Annotated in this window: 1 protein-coding gene; it reads right to left on the reverse strand. The window is 48.6% G+C overall.

The features are described 5' to 3' along the window. A partial coding sequence (trpA, locus tag ACTHUR_RS20710; RefSeq protein ID WP_440400681.1) for a tryptophan synthase subunit alpha occupies positions 1-451 on the reverse strand: 451 nt, incomplete at both ends.

Consider the following 451-nt stretch of genomic DNA (forward strand, 5'->3'; position numbering starts at 1 on the left):
GCTCTATTTTACGCGAAACTTCTTCAGTATCCAAACTTGCAGCACCGGTTACACCTTTGAGCGATACATAATACACAAAACCGCCGGCTACTTTGGCAATCGTTTGAATACGCTCCTCAGTTGTTGCTGGCGCAATAAGGAAAATACAATCAATACCTTGCGCTTTCAACGAGTCATGCAAAGGCGCAATGGTTTCTACCGGAGAATCCACGGTCAACACGCCATCTACGCCTGCCTCGGCAGCCGCTTGCGCAAACGCCTGATAACCCATTTTATGTACCGGGTTCAAGTAACCCATTAACACAACCGGCGTTTTATCATTGGTTTGGCGGAACAAGCGTACTGTTTCCAATACATCGCGCAAAGAAACATGATTTGCCAACGCCCTTTCAGCCGCACGTTGAATAGTCGGGCCATCCGCCATAGGGTCAGAAAACGGCACACCTAGTTC

Source organism: Neisseria sp. P0021.S007 (assembly GCF_051956855.1).